At 43.7% G+C, this 24,326-nt stretch carries 18 protein-coding genes; 10 read left to right on the forward strand and 8 right to left on the reverse strand.

Going from position 1 to position 24,326, the window contains the following annotated elements:
• Positions 1-47: 47 nt before the first annotated feature.
• From HYU97_02810 to HYU97_02825, 4 genes are all read left to right on the forward strand, one after another.
• Positions 48-1,190 carry a glutamate--cysteine ligase gene (locus tag HYU97_02810; protein ID MBI2335677.1) on the forward strand — a complete coding sequence of 381 codons (1,143 nt, stop codon included), beginning with the start codon at positions 48-50 and terminating at the stop codon, positions 1,188-1,190.
• A 63-nt stretch (positions 1,191-1,253) separates the two neighbouring features.
• On the forward strand, positions 1,254-3,068 hold the full coding sequence (locus HYU97_02815; GenBank protein MBI2335678.1) for a chloride channel protein: 1,815 nt from the start codon (positions 1,254-1,256) through the stop codon (positions 3,066-3,068).
• 182 nt (positions 3,069-3,250) lie between these two features.
• A complete protein-coding gene (gene moeB / locus HYU97_02820; protein ID MBI2335679.1) occupies positions 3,251-4,414 on the forward strand; it encodes a molybdopterin-synthase adenylyltransferase MoeB in 1,164 nt (387 codons plus the stop codon).
• Between the two features lie 260 nt (positions 4,415-4,674).
• Entirely contained in the window at positions 4,675-5,127 is a 453-nt protein-coding gene (locus HYU97_02825; GenBank protein MBI2335680.1) for a BON domain-containing protein, read from the forward strand.
• Positions 5,128-5,199: 72 nt separating this feature from the next.
• Here the strand turns inward: HYU97_02825 and HYU97_02830 are convergent, their stop codons facing one another.
• Both HYU97_02830 and HYU97_02835 read right to left on the reverse strand, forming a co-directional pair.
• On the reverse strand, positions 5,200-5,709 hold the full coding sequence (locus tag HYU97_02830) for an NADH-quinone oxidoreductase subunit I (protein MBI2335681.1): 510 nt from the start codon (positions 5,707-5,709) through the stop codon (positions 5,200-5,202).
• 46 nt (positions 5,710-5,755) lie between these two features.
• Positions 5,756-7,084, reverse strand: a complete 1,329-nt coding sequence (locus HYU97_02835) for a hypothetical protein (protein ID MBI2335682.1) — start codon at positions 7,082-7,084, stop codon at positions 5,756-5,758.
• A 231-nt stretch (positions 7,085-7,315) separates the two neighbouring features.
• Here HYU97_02835 and HYU97_02840 point away from each other — a divergent pair, with 231 nt between their 5' ends.
• The 5 genes from HYU97_02840 to HYU97_02860 all read left to right on the forward strand — a co-directional run bounded on the left by HYU97_02840 (position 7,316) and on the right by HYU97_02860 (position 11,847).
• Positions 7,316-7,780, forward strand: a complete 465-nt coding sequence (locus tag HYU97_02840) for a CBS domain-containing protein (protein MBI2335683.1) — start codon at positions 7,316-7,318, stop codon at positions 7,778-7,780.
• Positions 7,781-7,786: 6 nt separating this feature from the next.
• A complete protein-coding gene (locus HYU97_02845; protein ID MBI2335684.1) occupies positions 7,787-9,670 on the forward strand; it encodes a 2-oxoacid:acceptor oxidoreductase subunit alpha in 1,884 nt (627 codons plus the stop codon).
• Positions 9,663-10,676 (forward strand): 2-oxoacid:ferredoxin oxidoreductase subunit beta, encoded by a 1,014-nt coding sequence (locus HYU97_02850; protein MBI2335685.1) that lies wholly within the window; start codon positions 9,663-9,665, stop codon positions 10,674-10,676. Before HYU97_02845 ends, HYU97_02850 begins: the two co-directional genes overlap by 8 nt.
• Position 10,677: 1 nt before the next feature.
• Complete coding sequence (locus HYU97_02855) at positions 10,678-11,184, forward strand: CBS domain-containing protein (protein MBI2335686.1); 507 nt, start codon at positions 10,678-10,680, stop codon at positions 11,182-11,184.
• Between the two features lie 72 nt (positions 11,185-11,256).
• Positions 11,257-11,847 (forward strand): peroxiredoxin, encoded by a 591-nt coding sequence (locus HYU97_02860; protein ID MBI2335687.1) that lies wholly within the window; start codon positions 11,257-11,259, stop codon positions 11,845-11,847.
• A gap of 31 nt (positions 11,848-11,878) precedes the next feature.
• On the opposite strand, the gene HYU97_02865 is transcribed toward HYU97_02860, so the two are convergent.
• The 5 genes from HYU97_02865 to HYU97_02885 all read right to left on the reverse strand — a co-directional run bounded on the left by HYU97_02865 (position 11,879) and on the right by HYU97_02885 (position 22,687).
• The gene (locus tag HYU97_02865) at positions 11,879-14,842 is read right to left on the reverse strand and encodes a hypothetical protein (protein MBI2335688.1); all 2,964 of its coding nucleotides are present in this window, start codon (positions 14,840-14,842) and stop codon (positions 11,879-11,881) included.
• Between the two features lie 2 nt (positions 14,843-14,844).
• Complete coding sequence (locus tag HYU97_02870) at positions 14,845-15,528, reverse strand: hypothetical protein (GenBank protein ID MBI2335689.1); 684 nt, start codon at positions 15,526-15,528, stop codon at positions 14,845-14,847.
• 313 nt (positions 15,529-15,841) lie between these two features.
• Entirely contained in the window at positions 15,842-20,368 is a 4,527-nt protein-coding gene (locus HYU97_02875) for a hypothetical protein (GenBank protein MBI2335690.1), read from the reverse strand.
• Positions 20,369-20,567: 199 nt separating this feature from the next.
• Positions 20,568-21,221, reverse strand: coding sequence for an isoprenoid biosynthesis glyoxalase ElbB (gene elbB, locus HYU97_02880; GenBank protein MBI2335691.1), 654 nt, complete (start codon positions 21,219-21,221; stop codon positions 20,568-20,570).
• A 278-nt stretch (positions 21,222-21,499) separates the two neighbouring features.
• A complete protein-coding gene (locus HYU97_02885; protein MBI2335692.1) occupies positions 21,500-22,687 on the reverse strand; it encodes an ATP-binding protein in 1,188 nt (395 codons plus the stop codon).
• 159 nt (positions 22,688-22,846) lie between these two features.
• Here HYU97_02885 and HYU97_02890 point away from each other — a divergent pair, with 159 nt between their 5' ends.
• Complete coding sequence (locus tag HYU97_02890; GenBank protein ID MBI2335693.1) at positions 22,847-23,320, forward strand: DUF4149 domain-containing protein; 474 nt, start codon at positions 22,847-22,849, stop codon at positions 23,318-23,320.
• A 133-nt stretch (positions 23,321-23,453) separates the two neighbouring features.
• On the opposite strand, the gene HYU97_02895 is transcribed toward HYU97_02890, so the two are convergent.
• Positions 23,454-24,182 carry a hypothetical protein gene (locus tag HYU97_02895; GenBank protein ID MBI2335694.1) on the reverse strand — a complete coding sequence of 243 codons (729 nt, stop codon included), beginning with the start codon at positions 24,180-24,182 and terminating at the stop codon, positions 23,454-23,456.
• Between the last annotated feature and the right edge of the window lie 144 nt (positions 24,183-24,326).

Genomic DNA, 24,326 nt, shown 5'->3' on the forward strand with positions numbered 1-24,326 from the left:
CTTCATTAACTATTGCCCTTTTAAAACAAAAAGTGGACAATCAGCAGATGCCAATTCAATTTAAAGAAAATCTAAATCCGACTTTAGGGGTTGAGCTTGAGCTCCAATTGATTGACCGCACCACTAAAGATTTGGCCTCGATGGCCCCACTTATTTTAAGTGACGCCGCAAAAAATCCTAATTTAAACGCAACGGCTGAATTGACCCAAGGCATGATTGAAATCAAAACCGATATTTGTCAAAACGTAAAAGAAGTAGGTCAAAAACTACAAAACCAATCGGCGTTGATTCGAACGCTTGCCGATCGGAGAGGTGTAGAAATCGCCATTGCAGGGACTCATCCTTTTCAACATTGGTGGGAGCGAAAAATTTTTCCTGATCAGCGGCATTTGGGGATTTACGAAAAATTTCAATGGCTGGCCCGCAGGCTCACCACATTTGGTTTACATGTTCATGTGGGCGTACGTAATGGTGATCGGGCCATTCACATCATTAATTCCATGATTAACTATATTCCTCATCTCCTAGCACTGTCTGCCAGTTCTCCCTTCTGGGGTGGAAGAGACACCGGGCTTGCCTCTTGTCGAACCGCTGTTTTTGAATCTTTTCCTACCGGAGGCTTGCCTTACTTCCTGCTTGATTGGAAAGAGTTTGAAAAATGTTACAACACTCTTTTGCAAACTGGCGCCATTGGTGGAATTAAAGACCTCTACTGGGACATCCGCCCCCACTTTGATTTTGGTACCGTTGAAGTACGCATTTGTGATGGTGTGCCCACGCTTAAAGAAACACTCGCGCTTGCGGCACTCATTCAATGCCTTATCGTTTGGATTGATGATCAATTTGAAAAAGGCAAGCGCTCCAGAAAGGTGGTTATGCCTCGTTATTGGCTGGCCCCCGAAAATAAATGGCAAGCTGCTCGCTATGGAATCGAAGGGCGTATCATTAATCCTGAATCTTGGCAGACCTGCACGATTAAAGAAGAAATTGAAAAATTGTTAGAACTTTTAAAACCTGTCTCAGCATCGCTTGGTTGTGGAAAAGAACTCGCATCGGTCTCCGACATTTTACACGTTGGCTCCAGCAGCTTGCGCCAGCGCAAAGTTTTTCAGCAAACCCAATCACTACCGGCTGTAGTTAGCGCTCTGATTAGCGAACTCAAAACGAACGAACCTATGTTGGGCCGTTGACTTTGAATACTTGACAAATGAACCTAAATTAAACGAGATTTCTTCTTAGAGGAATTCTATCGAGTGCGTTCTGCGTGGCAAAACCTATTCCAACTGGATTCTAAGAAAATCTATATTCTCTCTCTCTTGATCGGGCTTGGCTCTGGCCTCATGGCGGTCCTGTTTTATTATCTTTTATCGTTGGCCACCCATTGGACTTATGGCTACCTGCTTCACATACCCTTCCTGCACGCAACTGGAGAAACCATTTTTTTTCCTCAACTACCCATAGGTACACCCAGGCGTTGGCTATTCTTTATTTTACCGACCGCTGGTGGCCTATTAGTTGGCTTATTCACCTTCTTTTTAGCACCCGAGGTCAAAGGCACTGGTACCGACGCATTTTTAGAAGCCTTCCATAACCGACGTGGTTTGGTTCGTAAGAGAATCTCGATTGTAAAAGGGCTTGCAACGTTAATTACACTAGGCAGTGGGGGAAGTGCCGGGAAAGAAGGCCCCATGGCTCAAATGGGGGCTAGTCTTGGCGGATTGATGGGTTGGTGGTTCAAAGCAGGAGAAAGAGCACGCCGCACTTTTTTATTGGCTGGTGTTGCGGGTGGGCTAGGAGCCATTTTCAAAGCACCGCTGGGCGCCGCTTTGACTGCGGTTGAAATCCCCTACAAAGAAGATCTTGAATCCGACGCCCTCATTCCTTGCTTACTCTCATCGATCATGGCCTATACCATATTTGGATCCTTCCTAGGGTTTGGTCACATTTTTCAAATGAAACAAGAAATGTTTCGCGAACCTACTTTGTTAATTTTTTACGCCTTACTGGGATTAGTATGTGCAGCGGTGGGTTATATTTATGTTTCATTTTTTCATGGCATAAAAAAATATTTTTTCGATCGATTAAAACTCCCTCTTTATCTCATACCAACCTTAGGCGGATTACTCACTGGCTGCGTGGGGTATTTCTTCCCTGAGGTAACTGGCGGCAGTTTGGGGATGATTCAACAAGCCATCAACGGAAAAGTTACTTTGGCATTGTGGCCAGGTTTGGGAATTTTTGGACTCTTCGCTTTAATGCAAATTTTAGCCACCTCTTTCACCGTTTCTTCGGGGGGCTCAGGAGGAGTGTTTGGCCCCTCGTTATTTATTGGTGGAATGTTGGGCGGCGCCGTTGGAACCATTGCGCATCACTTCTTTCCTGCCCTCGCTCCCAACGTGGCACCTTTTGTCGTTGTAGGAATGGGGGCATTCTTCGCAGGAGTGGCTAATGCACCCTTTGCCTCACTCATTATGGTGAGCGAAATGACCGGCGGTTATGAGCTCTTGCCCCCCCTCATGCTGGTAGCAGCAATGGCCTTTATTTTTACCCGTCGCTGGTCTATTTACAAAAATCAGGTGATCAACAAATTCTATTCTAAAGCCCACGATTGGGAAATAAATCCAAACCTCTTAAAAAAAATCCCCATTGAAACCGCCTTTGGCAATCGCTTCCATCGCGAAGCCATCATTCCTCGCCATACTCCCATGACTCAAATTCGGGCCTTGGCCACTTCGCTACATACTCCCTATTTGATGGTAGAAAACGAATCGGGAGAGTTAAGAGGGGTTATCAGTTTGCATGATCTTGGCATGACCGCTGAACTTGACGAGGCAAGTTCTTTAATTGTGGCCGAAGATATTTTAACCCAAAATGTTGGCCGGGTTACCGTCAACGATAACCTTTATACAGCCTTGGAAAAATTAGCCAGTATGGAATACGACAAAGTGGCGGTTATTGATCCCAAAGAGCAAAAAAACAAACTACTCGGATATCTGCGTGAAAAGGACATTCTACGTTTTTACCAAAAACACTACCAAGGAACACAAAAGCCTCCCGCACGTAGCTAGCGAATCGAATGACCTCGCCTTGACCTTTCTGAGTCTACTTGATACATGTTCTGCTAAGGGGTGTGTTGAGAAATGTCATTCCTGCGAAGGCAGGAATCTAAAACTGCCTGCAATCACTGGATCCCTGCCTGCGCAGGGATGACAGAAGATACATTTTTCAACAACCCCCCAAGGAGTTCTCAATGGCTAACACCGTTCAAGATTTATTAAGCAATGTTAAAAAAGGAATTCGCGAAATTTCTACAGAACATGCAGAGGTGCAACTGCACAGCAACCCTGCCATCCAGGTCGTAGATGTCCGTGAAAAAGATGAACAAGAAAAAGGCGTAATTCCCGGCGCATTACTGATTCCTCGCGGTTTTTTAGAGCTTAAAATCGAAGATGCCGTCCCCGATCGTAATGCCGAAATTATTCTTTATTGTGCCGGTGGCAATCGCTCTGCTTTAGCGGCAAAATCTTTGCAAGATTTAGGTTATAAAAATGTTAGCTCACTCATCGGTGGTTTTACCAAATGGGCCCGCGAAGGCCGTAAAACCGCGGTAAAAAAATTTCTCAATAAAGAACAGCTCGAACGCTACAACCGCCATATCCTCATGCCCGAAGTAGGCGAAGCTGGGCAAATCAAACTATTACAAGCCAAAGTTCTATTGATTGGTGCAGGCGGCCTAGGATGCCCAGCTGCTCTCTATTTAGGGGCAGCCGGGGTTGGAACCCTCGGCATTATTGATGACGACGTAGTTGATAAATCCAATTTGCAACGCCAAATTTTACACTCGGAGGCACGCATTGGCGAACCTAAGGTCGAATCGGCTAAACAAACTTTAAAGGGAATTAATTCCGATTTAAATATTGTAACCTATCGCGAACGTTTAAATCGTGATAATGTGCAACGTATTATTAAAGATTACGACATTGTGGTGAATGGTTGTGATAATTTTCCCACTCGTTATTTAATTAACGATGCTTGTGTATTTGCAAAAAAACCATTGGTCGATGCCAGTATTTTTCGTTTTGAAGGCCAGGTGAGTATAACCCTGCCAGGAATCGGCCCTTGTTATCGTTGTCTTTACCCTGAACCTCCGCCCCCTGAAATGGCACCTAGCTGCCAGGAAGCAGGCGTATTTGGTGTATTGCCTGGCATTGTGGGTTCTATTCAAGCTGTCGAAACTTTAAAATTAATTCTTGGCATTGGCGAGCCCTTAGTTGGAAAACTTTTGATCATGGACACCCTACGCATGAATACTCGGATTTTAAAAATTAAAAAAGATCCGCACTGCCCCGTATGCGGTGACAAACCTACGATCAAAGAATTGATTGATTACGAAGGTTTTTGTCGGGTGAACTAATTTGAAAACTTACCGATATTGCAATACTTTTTCTAAAATGCGCAAAATTTTTTAAAAATAGGGGTTGACTTGTTAGACCTTTTGTCTACCCTGGAGCGTATCTTTTTAAAAAAGCGTATCTTTTAAAAAATAGAATACTTCTTTTACAATTCTTAAAAATTACATTCCCATAACACTGACTCTTCCTAATACTTAAGCTCACTGAAGCCTCATAAGCTTTTTTGGCTTGCGTAGGAAGCTGTCTGAAAAAGGAGGAACTAATGAAAGCTAAGCTAAAAAAATGCGCGATTGGAGGAATAACCCTATCATTCCTGTTGGGGTTAAGCCTTGCATCGGCCCCAACCCTAGCGCAAGTCCTAAAGACCCCTGAAACAAAGCCCACTGAAAAAACTATGCCTCCCCCTGGGCCAAAAACCGAATACCAAAAACCGGGTGCTGCATCCGATCAAGACTTGAGTCAGAATATCCGACAATCGATTAATTCGGATATCACACTCTCGAACATGGCCAAGGATGTGAAGGTAAATGCTAACAACGGCATTGTTACTTTAAGTGGGGCTGTGCAAAACCAGCATGAAAAAGAGGTCATTGAAAACAAGGCCAAAAACATCGCTGGACAAGATAAGGTAAAGAGTCAACTCCAGGTGGCAAGTCAACAACAAAAACCAGCGAATCAGGACCCAAGCAAACAAAAACCCTCTTCGCTACAATAACCCTAGGTAAAAATTTCTCCTCTGACCGGTAATAGCGCTCATTTGTGTATTACCGGTTGTGGGGGGAAAATTTTAATACAAAGCGATGGAGAAAGGTGATTTATCTTGGGGATGATTTTGCAGAAGGTAATCTTTATCGGCAATGAAACCTTGGCGAGTGTAGCCGGCATTTTCGATCTTTTTTGTATCCATGCGAATGGCATCGCAGGGGCAGGCCTCGACACACAGCCCACAGTAAACACAACGTAAAAGATTAATATTATAAATCGTGGGAAATTTTTCAACCTTGGGGTCTTCGTGTTCACTGGCTACAATTTCAATACAATGAGCAGGGCAAGCCGTGGCACATAACATACATGCGGTGCAGCGGACCGACCCATCAGGCCTTTGCATCAGGCGATGCTCAGCGCGGTATTGATCGGGGATGGGTTTCTTTTCTTCGGGATATTCGTAAGTAATAATGCCTTGTTGATAAAAAATATTAGACAGGGCATGGCGGATGGTAATCATCATGCCCCGCAACACAGCACCTACGTACATGCGATCAAAAAGATTTAATTGGGGACGTTTGACTACCACCATGCAAAAACGAATAAATCATCCCCCTGGCGAAGACAAGAGATTTTTCTTAGGGGACCTCTAAAAACGACCCATCTGCCGCGTTGCCCGCAAAGCCGCGATCCTCACGTATTTCCATATACGCTCCGGTCGCGTCTTTGCGGGCGCCTTGCATCTGGGCCCTTTTTAGAGGTCCCCCCAAATCCAAGTTATTAGAGGTGCCCCCGCTCGTGGTTTTCATGAGTGCACCGGTATTGCTGGAACTATTAGCACAAGCTGCATACCCGGTATTTTCATCGATCATGTAAATGGCTTGCACGGGATAAGTTGAAATATCGGTGGTTTGCTCAGTCCAGGTTACACCTGCATCCGAAGAATAAAGGATCGTACCAGCAGCACCACCGGCCCAAATTTTAGTCGTTCCGGTAACATAATCCAACGCACCTAATTCATTCGTGGTTCCACAATCCACCGTTGACCACGATGCTCCTGCATCCGTACTACGCAAACAAGTCCCAGCACCACCTACTGCCATGCAAATACTATCGTCGATGCATTTAACATCTAAAAGATTTTGGGTGGTACCACTGGTGATTTGGGTCCAACCTGCTGTGGTTGTAAAATCCGTACTTACCGTGCCAACTTTTCTAAGAATGACACCACCATTCCCAACCGCAAGGATCAGAAATGAATTGTCACCCGCAACTTTAAGTTCAACCCCGTGAAGTTCATCATCGGTACCTGTCGTTTGAGCAAGATAAGATTCTACCCAATCACTACCCGTACCTGCACCACCATCAGTTGTTGTCCAAATCAAGTTGTAATTATTCCCATAACCTCCCACAGCTACTCCAGTTACATTATCGGTTTGAAAGGCAAACATGTTCATACGATCTTGAGTGGCACCCGTTCTGGTTTCTCCTGTTCTTGCTAACCAGGTGGCATCGGTATTGACCTGAAGCTCCCAGGTAGTTCCACCATCGCTACTATGCCAAATCGAAGCCCCACTACCATAATTTAAAGCCCCCGACCCATTGTCTTGGCAAGCCACCCAAACATGATTACTTGACGACATAACAACAGCTCGACAAGTGCTGCTGGTCCCTAGATCATCAATGCTAGTAGAACTAGTCCCACCATTCACGGATTTATCCACCGTCCCCGTATTACCCACAAAAAACCCAATGGAGCTATCAGCAGGGCTAAAACTAATGTCAAAAAAACCTGTCATCACGGTGGAAAAACTCCCCACCACCGAAGTTTCTGAAACGGTCGTCCAGCCAGAATTTGTATTATTGGTAGTTCCCCCACCACAACCTAACTGAATAAAACCACTCGAAAAAAGGGCGAGATTTAAAACAAAAAATGACAAAAACCCCACAACTTTCAACTTTTTCATGACAACCCCCTCTACCTTATATGCCCCATTAGAATTATTATTCTCTCTTTTTTAACAACGCAGTGCAACTAATTTCTATTATATTCCTACATGATTATAATCATTTGAACTTTCTGATTCTCAAGACTAGGATAGTGGTTGAAAATACCTTGTTTTCAAGGCATAAGTTTTATTGATGCTCTGCATCAATAAAAAGAGTGCTTATTAACCCTCTGAATTTAAACGAGATTTATGGATTTTAAAGAAGCCCTCCGAACAGATATTTTAAGAAGCATTGGAACCAAGCCCCCGATTATTGTTGAACCCGATGCTACCGTCGCTGACAGTCTTTCTCTCTTAAAACGTTATAAAAAAGGCTGTGTGCTGGTGGTAGATCAAGACAAACTAGTCGGTATTTGCACCGAACGGGATTTGATGAAAAAAATAGTAGACCCTCATCGATTATACTCCACTCGAATTTCTGAGATCATGACCCCTAACCCTCAAACCCTTACCATCACCGACTCGATCGAGAAAATCATTCAGCTCATGCACAAAGGGGGTTATCGTCATGTGCCTATCGTTGAACAAGGCAAGCTCATTGGTTATATCTCGGTCATTGATGTTATCGATTATTTAGCCGAAAATTTCCCTCACGGAATTTTTAATTTGCCACCTATCTTTCGACAAGTGAACACAAGCCAAGAAGGAGCCTAATTTAAAATGGAACCTAACTCTTCGCCTAATAAAAACAAAACCATTCAAGAATTAGCCGATGTCATTATACGTTTTGCGGGCGACTCCGGTGATGGCATGCAACTCACAGGCAGCCAATTCACCACCACCTCGGCTTACATCGGAAACGATGTTAGCACCTTGCCTGACTTTCCTGCCGAAATACGCGCACCCGCTGGCTCGCTGGCTGGGGTTAGTTCCTTTCAACTCAATTTTTCAAGACGAAACATTCGCACCCCGGGCGATCAACCTCATGTGTTAGTGGCGATGAATCCAGCCGCTTTACTCGTTCACCAAAAAGATGTGCTTAAAGGTGGCACCATCATTGTTAACAAAGACGCTTTTAACGAGCGCAATTTTCAACGCGCCGGCATTACCCAAGACCCCTTGACCCAAGAAAGTATAAAAGATTTTAAAGTTATTCAAATTCCCATCAGCACGCTCAACATGAACGGCCTCAAAGATATTGATTTATCTAGCAAGGATAAGGACCGTTGTAAAAATTTCTTTGCATTGGGACTATTGTATTGGATGTATTCCCGACCGCTTGAGCTTACGGTCGATTGGATCGAGAAAAAATTTAAAAAAAATCCGCTTATTGTAGAATCGAACATCAAGGCCCTAAAAGCCGGCTTTTATTATGGAGAAACCACCGAAGAAATTCCTACCCACTTTAGGGTAAAAAAGGCTGATCTTCCGCCGGGGATTTATCGCAATATCACAGGGAATGAGGCTTTGGCTTGTGGGCTCACGGCGGCTAAAGAACTTGCTAACGACAATTTAATTTATTGTTCTTATCCCATCACACCCGCTTCTGATGTTTTGCACGAATTATCAAAACTGAAAAATTTTGGGGTTAAGACCATTCAATGTGAAGATGAAATTGCCGCCATGGGCGCTGCTATTGGGGTTGCCTTTGGAGGTGGAATCGGTGTCACCGGCACCAGTGGCCCTGGTTTATGTTTAAAATCGGAAGCCATTGGTTTGGCTATCATGACCGAATTACCCGTGGTTATTTTAAATGTGCAACGCGGCGGCCCCTCGACCGGCTTACCTACCAAGACCGAACAGGCCGATCTATTACAGGCTATTTATGGGCGAAATGGCGAAAGCCCACTCGTCGTACTTTCTTGCTCAGGGCCAGCCGATTGTTTTTACATGGCCATTGAAGCGGTTCGCATTGCTATTACCCACATGACCCCTGTGATTTTACTCTCGGATGGTTACATTGCCAATAGCTCAGAACCGTGGCTTTTGCCCGATATTGCATCCTTGTCCAAAATTAACATTAGTCATCCCCAAGGCCCGCTTAACGGAACTTTTATGCCTTATGAACGCAATGCTGAAACCTTGGCAAGGCCCTGGGCTCTGCCTGGAACCGCAGGTTATGAACATCGCATTGGTGGTTTAGAAAAGGCCCATCGCACCGGCAATGTAAGTTATGACTCCATGAATCACGAATTCATGATAAAAATGCGAGCTGAAAAGGTTGCCAAAGTTGCCGACTATATCCCCGATGCCAAAGTCTTTGGTGAAGAAAAAGGTGATGTGCTAATCGTAGGATGGGGTGGAACCCATGGCGCCATCCTCACCGCAGTGGAAAAATTGCAACAAGAAGGCCATGCGGTTTCAAGCCTGCATTTAAATTACCTCAACCCTTTTCCGAAAAATCTCGGTACTATTTTAAATAATTTTAACAAAGTCATCGTTGCTGAGCTTAACTTAGGCCAATTAGCTTTATTGCTTCGGGCAAAATATTTAATCGATGCCATCGGCATTAATAAAGTCCAAGGTCAACCTTTTAAGGTTCAAGATATCCTCGATGGAGTAGCCCAATATTTGTCAAAAAAAAAGAAGGTAGCCAATGTCTGAAACCGCCGTAAAATTAACTCGTAAAGATTTTATTTCTAGCAATGATGTGCGCTGGTGCCCTGGCTGTGGTGATTACGCCATCTTAGCCATGATGCAAAGCACACTGCCCAATTTAGGAATACCTAAAGAAAAATTTGTGTTCGTCTCGGGGATTGGCTGCTCGAGCCGTTTCCCCTACTACATGAACACTTATGGTTTTCATAGTATCCACGGGCGTGCCCCAACCGTTGCCACCGGGCTAAAATGTTTAAACCCTGACCTGTCGGTTTGGGTCATCACAGGAGATGGTGATGGATTAAGCATTGGCGGCAATCACCTGATTCATATTTTGCGACGTAACGTAGATGTTAAAATTATTTTGTTTAACAACAAAATTTATGGCCTTACCAAAGGGCAATACAGCCCAACTTCTGAGTTTGGGTTAAAAACTAAATCTACCCCACACGGTTCTATTGATTATCCGATGAATCCCATCTCGATTGCCTTGGCGGCTGAGGCTAGCTTTGTGGCTAGAACGGTTGATACCGATGTGAAACATATGGGCCAAGTTTTTGAGGCCGCTGGCCGGCATAAAGGCACAGCCTTTGTAGAGGTTTTACAAAATTGTGTTATTTTTAACGATGGTGCCCATGCTGAGGTTTCAGACCGAGAGAAAAAAGACGACCATTTTCTTAAACTCGAACATGGCAAACCCCTCATTTTTGGTAAAACGGTCAATAAAGGCATCCGCATGAATGGGGTACAACCCGAGGTGGTAGAATTTGACCCCGCAAATCCACCCCAAGATTTGATTGCCCATGATCAACACGCAACCGGGGTTTCTTATGCCGACATGCTGGCCCGTTTTGCCTTGCCCAACTTTCCAGTAGCTTTTGGTGTTTTGCGATCGGTGAACCGCCCTACTTATGATGAACTCTTACAACAACAAATAGAAGCAAGTGTAAAATTAGGCCGCGGTGACTTAAAAAAACTCATCCATAGTGGTGATGTTTGGGAGATTAAATAACATGATGAAATGTCCTTCTTGCCGTCATACCAATTTAGCTGGCGCTGATACTTGTGAAAAATGCGGGCAAGAATTAACTTCGGTTAACATCTATTTGCCCAAATCAGAACTCGAAGCAACGTTGATCCAAGAACCGGTTACAAAATTAAAACCTCGTTCTGCGTTAGTGGCTACTCCTGAAACGAGTATTTACGATGTGGCTCACACTATCACCATTAATAAGAGCAGCGTTTTGGTGGTTGAAGCCCAAAAACTGCTTGGGATTGTTACCGAACGCGATATCCTTTACAAGGCCATGAGTGAGGGCCTCGATATGGACAAAACTCCCGTCAAACAAATCATGACTCAAGACCCCGAAACTATTTGCAGCGATGATTCTATCGCCTGCGCCCTGCATATTATGTCGGTGGGAGGGTTTCGCAATGTGCCCGTGTTAGAAGGCGAAAAACCGGTTTACGTCGTGACAATCTGGGATATCTTGCGCTACATTGCCGAATCGACAGATTAAGACTTGACGCCTCCTCAAAAGCTTGATTTATTTTCCATCCTAAAGAGGAACCTCATTTAAGGAAGGAAAATAATTATGTTACAAGTTCAACAAAAGGCCCCTGACTTTAAAGCCACGGCGGTCATGGAAAATAACGAGTTCAAACAAATCAGCTTAGCCGATTACCGCGGAAAACACGTGGTGCTTTTCTTTTATCCGTTAGATTTCACCTTTGTTTGCCCAACCGAAATTATCGCCTTTAGTGAAGCCATTGAAGAATTCAAAAAGCGCAACGTACAAGTGCTGGGCGCTTCAATCGATAGTCATTTTTCTCACTTGGCCTGGAAAAATACTGCTCGTAAAGACGGCGGTCTTGGTTCCATTAATTATCCCTTAATTGCCGACACCAACAAGGAAATTTCCCGCAAATACGGCGTGCTATTAGAAGACGCAGGTATTGCCTTACGCGGTCTTTTCCTAATCGATAAAGAAGGCATTTTACGCCAACAAACGGTAAACGATTTGCCTTTGGGCCGCAACGTCGAAGAAACCTTGCGCCTGGTAGATGCCTTACAATTTGTGGAAAAACATGGTGAAGTTTGCCCAGCCAATTGGAAACCCGGGGCTGACACGATTAAGCCTAACGTGAAAGACTCCAAACAATACTTCGGCAAGCATGGTTGATTATTTTTTATCGGGGCCTTTTTTGTAACCCTTATATCTCGTGCTTCTTTAATTCACTCACCAAGTAGGCTTCTACCTTGCCAGAATTAAGAAAGTTAGTAAGCCGCCGAGTAATTAAGGCAAAGTCCGCTTCATTGAGTTGATTCGTTGGGTATGGTCTATAAAAATTTATTAATACAAGTGTTGTCTGTTCTATCTTCAGTTCGTTCAGTTGACGAACATATTTCCCGGATGGAGGCTTAAAATCTTCTGCTAAAAGTTGGTAAGGGTTCCCCCCTTCACGTTCCATGACAATATCTTGCACTACATTACCAAAAATCTCTTCTAAAATAACCATCTGCATTTTCTTTTCAACTTCTGTAGCCTCTTCCTGCACCTCCATTTTTTCAAGTTCCAACTGTGATTGTTCCGCCGATAATGAGTCATAGGATACATCCGACAAAATATGAATGCCTTCATGAACAAGAACTCCTAAAACAAATATATCCGGATCAATGCCCTCCATGCGAGCATGTCGAACCAGGGCATTCATATTAAAATAAACCACACGGGAACCCTTATAGGTTGCAGCACCCACCCGCCCATTCATAATCCACCTAACACTGAGAGGAATTTGAGGATCATCTTCATCGTAGGTTATAAACTGATATCCTTTTCCCTCGACAGCTTTAATTATTTTTTGAACCACAGGGTATTTTTTGGCTAGTTTTTGGAGATCGGCCAAGAGGGTTTTATGTAGATCTTCCCCTTGATAACGTTGGAGTTGAGGGTCCACCACTTCTAATACACCCCTTAATTGTTCAAGCTCAGATGAATAAAGATGTCTCACCCCTCCACTGCCAGGAGATTGAAAAGCAGTGGTCAAACCTGCTAAGGGGTTCGCCGTGTTTGTATTAAAAAAGGTCACATGAGAACCGCGGGTACGGGGATTATTAATCTGTAATTTTGTAAGATGTAAATCCATGGTCCATAAATGAGGAGCTCTTTCCTTAAAGACTTGAATGACCGCTTGATTATTTTCGTAAAAAGCACGGTCAAGGCAATTTGTAAGCCTAGATATTGATTCAAAAAGTAGTTCTCCTTGCCCCTCTTGGTTTTCCTGCTCTGAAAGGGTGATTACATTCGCATAATCGATGAGCTGAGTCGCCGCTGTTGGGGTTCCCAGGTAAGCAAGGTGACTCAACGAGCTTATAATCATATAAGCGTCATCCCAATCTCGATCATGGTCATAGTTATTACGCCCCTCTCCCTTTAAAAAATGGTTCAAACGGGCATCAATCGCCTGAGTTAAATATTTTTCAATGGTTTCATTAGGCGCATGGATGCCTTTTAAAATCCTAAAAATATAAGACTCATCTAAGTTATTTTTGTTTTGCAACTTTTGGCTGTCCCTAAAAGCTTGTCGTGTTACTCTATCAACAAAATCTAAAAATTCTGGGTGCGTCATTGAATGAATATCAACATCAAACCGTTTATTAACATCATCGGCAATAAAAAGTTCCTCTTTGGGAATTATAATCGGCCGTTCGGCAGGAGAAAGTTGATTGATTGTATGGATAAGTTGAGTTCGTTCTTCAGGGGTTAATTCTTGCACAAATAATTTGGCATAACTCTTTCGAGCCTCTGCGGGCTTTCCATCAACAATCGCATGGGCAAGGCCCGTTTGTTGCTCCTTAACTTGCTGTCGAAGCTGATCGTAAGCTCTTTGGCGGGTTGGGCCACGTTGCAAAAGATAAATTTCATAATCCCCTTGTAAAATCTTTTCTCCTTGTGGAGGGTCAAAATAATCATGGGCATCCCCAAATATTTTGCTTGCCCCAGTCACCAAAGTTTCAAGACGTATCACATCTCCCACCTCAGGCTTTTTATCATCGACGTTGTCTGACAAGGGAGAAGGAACATAAGTTTGGTCAGCATGAACATAGATGAAAATTTTTCGACCATCGGATAATTGAAGAGTAATTTTCTTGTCTCTAGGCTTATGTGTTTCACCATCCCACCAAGTCACGGTCGTTTCATCAAGGATAGTCCCCTCTAAAACCATTTTGCTCCCATAGGGGAGATTGGCCACAACCCCAGGGGCTTCTATACCCATGGGATTGGTGTCATAGGCTGGGGTGAGTGTTATTACTTTTGCCGGGTAGATAAACACATTTGAATAACCATATTTTCCATCACCCGTAATTTCAATCCCCCCCTTTAAAGGAATGCCTTGAAGGGCACCCCAACGTTGATATTCTTCCTTGGTCACAGAAATTAAATACTCATCCGTAAGTCTTCCATCAATATCATTGGGACGGACCATAATTTGAGTGGGATCTTCCCTGCGAAAGTCTATGAAAAAAATCCCTTGAATTCGGTCGCCTTTTCGAAAAGGGGGTATTCTTGGATCTACTTCTTCAGAACGATTTTTCTGAATTTCAAATTTATCTTCAAAAGATAAATGACGCCCAGAACTAGAATCAGGCACTGGAAAAATGTTACCAAACAATGCCCAATAAGGAACCCATCCTTCCATGGTTTCTATATTGGCATTTAAATCAGAGCGATATTGGTGATGATCATGGTCCAAAATTCGAACTAAGACACAAGGCTGACCATCTATGATCTTAACATCTCTAGATAACAAAATGGCTGCATCGCCCTTATAAAATAAATCTAACCTTTTTTTGCCATGATCTATTCGGTTAAAATTACCATCTTCCAAAAAGTTTGTGGGATTGTTTAATTCTTTATCTTGAAGTAAATCCTGATAAAATCTTTCGGTTTGGGATGAATCTCTGATTTTTTGAATAAGATGGTGGGAAAATAAGGCGTGTTCTACAGAAATTCGTTGTTGATCGTCCCAGCCTTTCGGAAACAACTGAGCATCGATATAGCCATCTTCATTGTGATCAATTTCTTTTACCTCGAGGCTTCCATCCCCATTAGCATCTAGCTGAACGAGGAGTTTCTGCACATCTTCATTTGGAGATAATGAACGAATGGGTTTCATATTTATTTTTTAGGAATTTCTTGGAAATCTTCCACGATTAGGAGAGTTGTTGCGGCTTCATCATTAATGATTTTTTTTGCGGAAGCAAAAATTCTTACGAATTCAGACCTGTCATAATTGTAAGCAACAGACTCCTTTGAAATAGCTTGATATTCATCCCCCCTTTTCCGAAGGATCAACAGTTCATTTTGCTCGTTGCGAATGATTAAACTTAAAGTCCCTGTCCATATAATTGTTCCAACAAACGCTTCATCATTTAGTTTAAGGCTTACTTGATCGCCAACCTCCGGGGTTTTGCGATCAGCTTCTTTTAATGCAACGATCAATGTATCATCAACAACCGGTGAATCTGAATGAGATGAACTGAGATAACCTAAGGTTTGCAAAGCGCCTCGAACAGCAGCTATTTTGGCAGGCTCCAAGGGTTGAGCAAACTCATAAGCCCCATAATAGTTCTGTATAGGAGCACCAAATGAAGGGACCGGCCTTGCCTCAAATTTTCCTACATACTCACCTGAATCTGAATATTCTGATGGCACACAAGCTACCCCTGCATCAGAGCGTGGATAAAGCTGCCCTTCACGATCAAAGGCCCAATGAGTAACGGATTGTGTGCTGGTTCCTTTAATTGCTTCCTCTTGCAAATCAAGCGTGACCTCAACAAAACAGTTAGGATTTTCAGCCACGTTAATTTTGTCATGGCTTTTCCCCTCAGGGTTCATTTTGGGCAATTCAGTATCAACCCTTAAAGATAATCGGCCCCTGTCATAATATAATTCTGAATTCCCCTCTGGCAGCCCTAGATATTTGGCAATGACGCTAGCAACTCCCCCCATAGCAATCTCCTTTTCAATCGTAAGTTAAGCTCCTGCTCTTGTTCTCGGCAAAAAGGAGATTTGAGTTCTCTAATCATGCACAAAGAGTATACAGATAGTATACATGTGCTATTTTTGTGCCCTGCCTGATCAGTCTAAAAAATTGATGATATCCTATTTCCTATCAATCAATATCAATCAATTCAAAACGATCTTTTCCTTTTCCTTCATTGGGATTGGGAGTCGGAGAGGCCACTTTTTTGTCGGCCTTTGGCGCCACCACGCCTGCACCACCGTCTTCTACCCACCCTTCTTCATGTGCCAACATGGTAAATCGTCCAGCCGGGGCTCCATCTTCATGACGAATACCTTTACGAGGGGAAGCTGCTTCTCTCTGAGGCTGGGGATTTCTAAGCGCAGCTTGGGGAGCTGGTGCCGGCTGGGCTCTTCTTATACGTCCCCTCTCTTGCAAAGATCGCAGCAAAGGTTCCATCCATTCGCCCACCCTCCGAAGACCATCCTGCGCACGCTCAGGCAGGAGTCTAGCCACAGCCATATCAGGGTTTCTTAGAGGTAACAAAGCTCTTTCACCTAAGTGAAAATAGTTACCGATGACCAAATCTGTTAACCGACCCCCTAATTCCACTAGTTTTTCTGGAAGGTACAAGGCTACCCAGCGTTGCAGAGTTAGTACTTTATCGCCATGTTCCTGACTGCACCGTTTATTTTTGGGTAGCTCTGAAAATATTCTCACAATATGACCGGTGGTAAAATAGTCGGGGTGGGCTTTTAAAATAGAAGTTAAGCTTCTTAGGGAAAAACCTGTTTCTTGGCTAATCAGTTGATCGATGATGAGGCTCCTTAAATCAGGGCGCGCCACAACAAGGTATGCTAGTGCATTTGCTGCCTTAGCACTTGCATGGCAAAGCGCGGCAAGTTCACGGACATGTCTTTGTGTTATTTCTTCAGGGTGCTCCATCACGTGCTGACGCACAGAAGCTCTGACACCTCGATTAGTTTTGGCAGTTTCAATCAATCTTGAAAAATTATGATGGGCCTCTCGAATACTTCTGACAAAACCAAGGCCTCGGGATGCCACAATTATAGCTTCTCGCAAATCAGAACGTCTTTCTGCAAGGTCTACCAAGGCTCTTGCTGCCTTGACGCTTGTCTTTGCAAGTTCGGCTAACGCTAAAATATGTGCCGGTTTTACCTGATCGGCGTGGTATCTTACGTGCTCGAGAACAGTAATCCGAGCGCTTCGATCAGTCTTAGCTCTTTGAATTAATTTTGAAAGCTCATCGAGCACACGGACTTCAGGCCCTTTAACAATGTCCTCCTCCTCAATATCATCGGTGTCAAGTAGGTCATCATCGGTGTCAAATGGGTCAAAGCCTTCAGCCCCAGACCCAAGAGCCTCCAGTTTAATGCTTTTTGCTCTGCGAATATCGCCTTCTAATGATGGATCGGAAATCCCATCTAAAAATGATTTTATCGCCCCAGCTTGAGCTGGTGAAATCTTTTCGGCTATTGCTCCAAGTTTTTCTCTAGCTTTTTTATTACGTGGATTGATTGTGAGCGCGTATTGATAGTATTCAACGGCTTTTGTAAAATCCTGTTCTCCTTCATACATTTTTCCAAGAATTACATAAAGACCGGCAGTAGAGGGTAATAGCTCGATTGCTTTCTCAAATAATTCACGGGCCCTTGTGCGATTTCCCTGCAGTAAAGAAGCTGCTAAATTATTTATCCTCCCCACAAAGGAGAAATAAGCCGGCCTTGCTTGACATTCTTCTCCAGAAACACGGAGGTTAGGCTCAGCACTTGAAGCAGCTGCATAAGATCTTGTTGTTTCAACGACAAGGTCAGCGGCTTGGTAGTAGAGAAAAACATGCGATTGATAAGTTCTAACGGCAATGTCTAAATGTGCGAGTGATGCAAAATGTGCAAATAAAATGGTCAAGTTTTCACATACTCCCTCGCCTGACAAAATAAGATTTGTAAACGAAACATCAGACTCCACATATCGGTTTAATTTTCGAGAATTGAGAAATCTAGACACTTGGTATAGACCAAATAAGTTGTCGAGTAAGCTTGAGTTTGTTTGAGCCGTCTCTAAAAGAACTTTAAATTCTTCAGGCATGTATTCGCCAACGAGGCCCTCTTGTTTTAAGTAATCCGCTACAAGGGTCAGTTTTTCATGCATAGTAACGGTGGATGGATCTTTATAATAATGAAAAAACTCCCTTTCAAGCGCTGCAAGCCTGCCCCTGGCCTCAGAAAAATTACCTTGATGAGCACGATCGAGATGCAATTCTTCCCATGCAATAACCAAATCAGCTAAATTACCGGATGCATAGGCCCTTTCTAATGCTGCAAGTGCTTCCTCTCGAGGAAGGGCTAAGATATTCTTGGCGATCTCTTCAACTGATACCGCAGTTTTCCTTGCAACTAGAGCTTGATATTTTGGGGAAGGCGCAATCTCCGGCGAACTTTGCTCTGTTGAGGTAAATCGTATGCTCGTTTCATCAATGGTTACTAAAATTTCTAATTTACTAAGATGGTCTTTAATCACATCACCATCCTGTAGTAGTTGTCCCCAAGATCTAATACGCAGTTCAGCTCCATCTCTTTCAACAACAAGCGCTCTGGGATACCCGAAGACCACCTCACCTAGACTAATCCATGCCCCACTTAAATCAGTCTCCACTTTAACTTGGGGAGGAAGCTTCGCTGCTCCTATTAGAGACTTCATCTCTCTTGGCGCTGTTGTAGTTTCAAAATGACCTTTGCCCCCCTCTATTTCAAACCTGAAATGGGTATCATAAATCGAGATAATGTCCCCCGGTTCTAAGGCCGTACAAACATCTTCTTCAATTCTCCAGCTCTTGTTATCTCGAGTTACAATAGTGGATCTATCAGGGTAATTATTTGCTATCCAATAAGAGCCATCGGTATCAATCTTGACTACAGCATGATAACTTCTTGCCCTCGCATCATGGACAATGATTCCATTTTCGCCTGGGTTTCTACCTATGTAGAACTTCCCATCAAAAGCATAGTCCCTGGGCAAAGTTGCCACTGGTTTGTTTGTCTTCGCTTCCCCATCCGCCCCATCCGCTGGTGCACTGGCTGGACTTCCAGAGTCAGCCGAATTAACAATTTTAAGACCTTTAAGCGAAGGTTCCGTGTTATCGGGTGAAGATGAATCCTCCCGCAATTGCCCCAACCTAAACCCCAGCAATCTTGCTAGATCTTCATTTCCATTAGACTTGTGCCTTTGGATCTCACTTTCTAGCCACCCAATCATCCGTCGGCGTTCCTCTTCTTTGCTTTTAGCGTCTTCTGCTTGACGTTGTGTCAAGCGTTCTTGAGCTAAGCGCTCACTGTCAGTTAAAGCATTTCCTCTCCAAAGCGTAGGAATCCCAGGCTTTGATGATGATGCTTCCGGTCTTGAGCTAGTCTTTGCTTGGGGGTTCAAATAGGTCATGCCTACGGGAGCTGGGTTAGTTTGGTTAGTTTGAATTAGAAAATAAGCTGCTTGGTTTGTTGGCTTAGGCCCGCTTGCCTGATTGATAACCCAAGGCGCCGCTGGAGCAGAGGGCGGCACAACAGGTGCCGGCCTAGCCGGTTCTGGTGTTGGGGCTGTCGGTTGATTCAGAGAAATTAGAGATCGCTTCCAAGGAATTCCAGACGAAAATGGCTTGGCATCCGCGTATGCCCGATATCTTCGTGAAGAATTGCCTCGCCCAAGCTGGAAATAAATACTGTTGATGCGCTCTTCTATAGAAGTTCGTGGATTTCTAATGTAACCCAGCTGGCTGGAAGCCCGTGGTGTGCGAGATGTCTTCGGCCGGGCTTTTTTGGAAAACTTCGAATCCGGCTTCGGCTCTCTTCCTGAGGGCTCTGGTTTCTGAGCTCGGTAATCTCGCCGCTCTTCTGTGGATGTTCTATCCCGAGGGTTAGGGCTTATCCTGGCATCCGGCACATCCGGTAAGGTACCTTTCTTAGCTCCATTGATTTTCCCCACTCTGGCAGCTCCCGCAGCCAAGGCAACGTCTCCCAAGGCCGAGCCAGCGTTCCACCAATCCAGGTCGGTAGTAGCTTCTACTTGGGGCCAGACAAAAGAGCTTTCCAAGCGAATTCCATCTTCAAGCAGGAGTTTCATTACGATACTGCTTTCTCGACTTCCAACCCGGGTAATCGCGCCTTCTTCGATAATCTCCATTTGAGCAAACTCTTCACGGGGGATGCTAAAGGCAAAGGGTTTTCCTTCAGCCAAGGCACTCCGAAATTCAGTCGAGCGGTCTTTAGAATCTGAGTCTCTTAGCTTGCCTACAATCATCCGGCGCGAGCCCTTGGCTTGAGGATCCACAAGGAGATAAATGGTATTACTTTTAGGTTCCACTAAAACAATGGGATCAGGGCTTCCATCCGCCAAGCGAATCAGATCTTCTTGAATCTGGGCCAGCGATCCGTACTCCGGTATCATTTCACCAGCAGCTCGAGGAACCTCTGCTAGCATTTTATCCAAGCCCTCCAAGTTCAGCGAAGAAACTTTTTCGGATAGTTTTCCAAATAAAGTCAGGCCTTGAGAAGCTAGCTTCGGCAAAGGACCCAGGAAGTATTGCAACACTTTAAATGTAGAGACCGGCTCTTGATCAACAGTTAATTTACTTAACTCGAGGGGGGTGTCAGTATGCTCACCCACGGGCAAACCAGTTTCACGACCTAATTCTGCATTCCCCTCTGGCAGCCCTAGATATTTGGCAATGACGCTAGCAACTCCCCCCATGGCAATCTCCTTTTCAACCGTAAGTTAGGTGCCTGCTCTTTTTCTTTCTCGGCAAAAAGGAGATTTGAGTTCTCTAATCATGCACAAAGAGTATACAGATAGTATACGGCACTTATTAAGCCAGCTTCAAAACTGCGGTAACTAATTTCTCAATCCCATCGGCAGCTTCTTTGATGCTACGGGCACACATGTAAGCGGGGGTTGAAACAATTTTATTTTGTTTATCAATCACAATTTCACTTGCCGTCACTGCAACATGTCTTGCCCCCATTTTTTCTAAAGCCGCAGCAGTGCCGGCATCATTGCCAATCGTTAGTTCGGGATGAAGTTCTCGACCTAAGATGCAGGCCATCAAGGCTGGGGCAATGCAAAGAGCTCCAATGGGTTTCTTAGCAGCATAGACTTCTTTAACCAAACGAGCCACCTCGGGGTGAGGTTTTGCTTCAGCCCCTTTTGTTGCAAAGTCACAGAGGTTTTTAGCTGCACCATAGCCACCCGGGAAAATTAATCCATCAACATCACTGGCTTTCACCACTGCGATGTCTTTAATATCACCACGGGCTATGCGCGCCGACTCTTGCAGCACATTACGTTTTTTACCTGTGGGTTGATTGGTTAAGTGGTTAATCTCCTCTAATTCTATATTGGGAGCGATCTTAATAGCCTGAGCACCCGCACGATCTAAGGCTAATAAAGTTATCACCGCTTCATGAATCTCAGAACCATCCATCACTCCACAACCCGATAAAACCACAGCTATTTTTTTCATAAATCACCTCACTGTTTAGTGCGAATAAAGGTTATTTTTACTCTTCCAAGTCGTTATAGACAATGAAATGATAAAATTTCTACAGGTTATTTGTCTTTAGGGCACCTCTAATAACTTGGATTTGGGGGGACCTCTAAAAAGGGCCCAGATGCAAGGCGCCCGCAAAGACGCGACCGGAGCATATATGGAAATACGTGAGGATCGCGGCTTTGCGGGCAATCCTTCGCTTGCGCTCTGGACAGGCTCTGCAGATGGGTCGTTTTTAGAGGTCACCTTTATTAAAAATGGGCGAGAAATCGAGTTGCGGGCATGATTCGCGCGGTGCATCCGTTGATAGGAGAAGTCATCCAATCTTTATTTCCCATTAAACTAACTTGAAAGGCATAGGGAAATGAGACTCTCTCTAATAAATATTTTAGATTAGAATCTAAGTTTTGTTCGTTTAATTTCACCTCAATAGCTGCCCATGGTTTGCCTTGTTTAAGCAAAATAAAGTCTACTTCATGCCCCACCACATCCCTAAAATATCGCAATTCCCATTTTTCGCCTTCTACATCCTGTCGCCAGTGAACAAATCGCAACAAATGGAGAGCAACCAGGTTTTCAAAACGACTGGCTTCATTCTCTACTTTGCTCCAGTCCCAAAAATAAAGTTTTTGTTCTTTCTTAACAGCCTTGATTCGAGGGGCTCCAAAAGGAGCGACTCGAAAAATAGCATATAATTTTTCAAAAATGGCGACCCAATGACGAACGGTTTCGAAAGCAACTTCTAGATCCTCTTTGAGACTATTGATGGATAAAACAGAACCTACTGTAACCGGCAATCGATCTAAAAGTAGCTCCATTTTATCTAAATCCACAACCTTTTCGAGGGTTCGAATTTCATCTCGAATTAATCTAGCTCCATAGGCCAGCCTCCAACGACCTGCTTCTTTCTCAGACCCAGAAAATAAAGGTTCTGGAAACCCTCCTAGCACCAAAAGATCCTTAAGTTGCCGATGCAGGGAGGTTGGAATTTTCATTTCAAACTTAACTATTTCTTCTAATGGGAGAAGTTTTTTTTGATGAAGTTCTGATAAAGTAAAAGGATGAAGCCGGTGAAAATAGTACCTGCCCTGTAGAGAATCACCGCCTCGACTATAGGCATCTAATTTGGCACTACCCGTCACTAAAATACGATGATCGTCATGAAATTGATCGTATTTCCCTTTAAGCCAATTTCGCCACCTGGAATATTTGTGCAACTCATCAAAAATCCATAATTGCGAATGGACATCCAGACGATTTTTTAACAGGTCTAATCTTTGTTCATCAATATCCCAGCTGTAATAGCTAAAAGGAATTTTGACCTTTTTTGTGATGGCCTTAGCCAAGGTAGTCTTGCCACATTGCCGTGGACCCGCAATAAAAACCATCTTTTTTTTGAGATCATTAATAATAATGGGTTCTAATTGGCGAGGTAGCATAAAAGTTAATCACATTATTTTAGCTTGAGGTCTAAAATACATCGAACTTTTTTAGAGTCCTATCTAAAATAATACAACTAGCACAACCTGTCAAGCGCAAATTGGTTTTGGTGCGAATAAAGGTTGTTCTTACTCTTTCAAATCGTTATAAATAGTGAAATGATAAAATTTCTACAGATTATTTATTTGTTGGCTCTGAGTTTATGGACCGGGGGCATGGTTTATTTCAGTGCCTTTTTAGCCCCCATGGCCTTTCGCCATTTGGCTAAAGAAATTGCGGGTGAATTTGTTGGGGTATTATTTCCAACCTATTATCATATTGGGTATGGCCTAGGTGGGGTCATGCTCATTGCCACAGTTCTCGAAACCATGATCGATCGAGAGGCCCATTGGTTTAGAATGATTGCTATTGTCATTATGTTGGGATGCTCTTTTTATGCGGGAGTCAAAATTTTGCCCCAAACCCATCAAATAAAACAAGAACTGAAGACCATGTCTGAACAACCTTCAGAGTTAGCCCAAACTAAACAAGCCATCTTCCGCCGTTTACATCGACAAGCTGTGATTTTAAACGGCCTTACGTTAATTCTTGGAATTATTTTGATTACCAATTTTTCACTTCGGATCAGGTAAGAGATTCTTCGCCCAAGGCTCAGAATGAATGAATGAATGAATGAATGAATGAATGAATGAATGGATGCCGGATCAGGTCCGGCATGACGGTATTGCGTCATCCCGGGCTAGACCCGGGATCCATATATGACAACTATAAAATTTTAGCACCTGAAATTAAACCGTGGCAACTGGAGATGGTTGCAATGGCAAAAGATTCAATCTTTTGATTTTTAATTTTATTTAATAATTTTTCGAACTCTTGATAAATCTGCATCATCGGAATTGTACCCACGGCATGACAGAGATGTTGGCATTGTAAATAATGAAAGGAATCAAAGCTGGTTTTTTGCAAATGAGCTTGCATGGTATCGCGCATTTCCCAAGTGCGAGCATCTTGAATAGCGGGGCACCGCGTAGGTTCAATGCAATTCATGGGGCAACGCCACTCTGCAAAACTCACCGCCATATCACCACTCGCCAGTTCTAGGCGCACCGGTGTATGGAACGGTTCTTGAAATGAAATCGAAACGATATCTTGATGAGAACCAATGGCTTCTAAAAGTTTGATCGCCTTAATAAAACTATGAAAGAGGATGTGAGGTGCCATGTGCGAAGGGATCCAATGATCTTGTTGGGCATTAGCATCTTGATAATGATTAATAATTAACTGTGGAAAAAAATCATACCATTCTGCACATTCTAACTGCACACGAGGGTCTTGAATTTCTTTTGTAACTTTGCACTGGGGGTTTTTATCCACACAAATAATTTTTTCAAAAGTTAGCCAATTTAATTTTACCGAACGAAGCAACCATTGGGTATATTGGGTGGCAAAGCAACCCCCTCCTACCACATAAAAATTACGTATTTGGTGTGCCATAAGGTTAAAAATGAATGGATGCCGGATCAAGTCCGGCATGACGGCATTACGTCATCCCGGACCCCGATCCGGGATCCACTCATGCCATGAATCTTACCATTAAATCTAGACTTTTTTGCATTGCGCTTATCGGAAAACCCGCTA

Source organism: Deltaproteobacteria bacterium, assembly GCA_016183235.1.
Lineage (GTDB): Bacteria > UBA10199 > UBA10199 > DSSB01 > JACPFA01 > JACPFA01.

Coding starts and splice junctions, on each gene's coding strand:
- HYU97_02810 (MBI2335677.1), top strand. CDS start 48: ATGCCAATTCAATTTAAAGAAAATCTAAATCCGACTTTAGGGGTTGAG.
- moeB (MBI2335679.1), top strand. CDS start 3,251: ATGGCTAACACCGTTCAAGATTTATTAAGCAATGTTAAAAAAGGAATT.
- HYU97_02825 (MBI2335680.1), top strand. CDS start 4,675: ATGAAAGCTAAGCTAAAAAAATGCGCGATTGGAGGAATAACCCTATCA.
- HYU97_02830 (MBI2335681.1), bottom strand. CDS start 5,709: ATGGTGGTAGTCAAACGTCCCCAATTAAATCTTTTTGATCGCATGTAC.
- HYU97_02835 (MBI2335682.1), bottom strand. CDS start 7,084: ATGAAAAAGTTGAAAGTTGTGGGGTTTTTGTCATTTTTTGTTTTAAAT.
- HYU97_02840 (MBI2335683.1), top strand. CDS start 7,316: ATGGATTTTAAAGAAGCCCTCCGAACAGATATTTTAAGAAGCATTGGA.
- HYU97_02845 (MBI2335684.1), top strand. CDS start 7,787: ATGGAACCTAACTCTTCGCCTAATAAAAACAAAACCATTCAAGAATTA.
- HYU97_02850 (MBI2335685.1), top strand. CDS start 9,663: ATGTCTGAAACCGCCGTAAAATTAACTCGTAAAGATTTTATTTCTAGC.
- HYU97_02855 (MBI2335686.1), top strand. CDS start 10,678: ATGATGAAATGTCCTTCTTGCCGTCATACCAATTTAGCTGGCGCTGAT.
- HYU97_02865 (MBI2335688.1), bottom strand. CDS start 14,842: ATGAAACCCATTCGTTCATTATCTCCAAATGAAGATGTGCAGAAACTC.
- elbB (MBI2335691.1), bottom strand. CDS start 21,221: ATGAAAAAAATAGCTGTGGTTTTATCGGGTTGTGGAGTGATGGATGGT.
- HYU97_02885 (MBI2335692.1), bottom strand. CDS start 22,687: ATGCTACCTCGCCAATTAGAACCCATTATTATTAATGATCTCAAAAAA.
- HYU97_02890 (MBI2335693.1), top strand. CDS start 22,847: ATGATAAAATTTCTACAGATTATTTATTTGTTGGCTCTGAGTTTATGG.
- HYU97_02895 (MBI2335694.1), bottom strand. CDS start 24,182: ATGGCACACCAAATACGTAATTTTTATGTGGTAGGAGGGGGTTGCTTT.